The sequence below is a fragment of the Shewanella sp. S1-49-MNA-CIBAN-0167 genome (assembly GCF_040310145.1).
Taxonomy (GTDB): domain Bacteria; phylum Pseudomonadota; class Gammaproteobacteria; order Enterobacterales; family Shewanellaceae; genus Shewanella; species Shewanella psychromarinicola.
Genome location: NZ_JBEOPO010000123.1, coordinates 1 through 418, shown reverse-complemented (window position 1 = coordinate 418; position 418 = coordinate 1). Strand labels below are relative to the sequence as shown.

1 pseudogene is annotated in these 418 nt (G+C 42.3%); it reads left to right on the top strand.

Annotated elements, in window-relative coordinates:
* Positions 1 to 306 (top strand): annotated as a pseudogene (locus AAEZ00_RS20650) (transposase); the annotation flags it as partial.
* Positions 307 to 418: the final 112 nt, after the last annotated feature.

Genomic DNA, 418 nt, shown 5'->3' with positions numbered 1-418 from the left:
GTCGGTAATGAACGTCAGGATATGCCAAATGGCCTGATGTTCAGTGTTAAAGACTATATTGTGCTGGTGGAAGATACAGGGCGAATTATTCGAGAGGATAAGCGTGGTGCAATTAGTGCCAGTAGCCAACATATTCTTAACAGACTCAATATTCCAGCAGAAAACTGGCTGAAAATTACCACTGAGTTTGGGTCATTATTTAAAGGCGCAGTAGGGGCGTTACCGGCATTAACAGAATATTGTGAACATCTAGAACGCAAGCGTCGACAAGGCGCATCAAACTGCCTGCGCTGGCTGTGTGCTTAAGGCTTAATCTCTAAATCTAGAACTAACACTAAAACAATACTCTCATTTCCAGCTTGATATCAATCTAGCCACTAGTGCTGCTTTGAATCTGCCGTATTGCTTACTGTTTTTT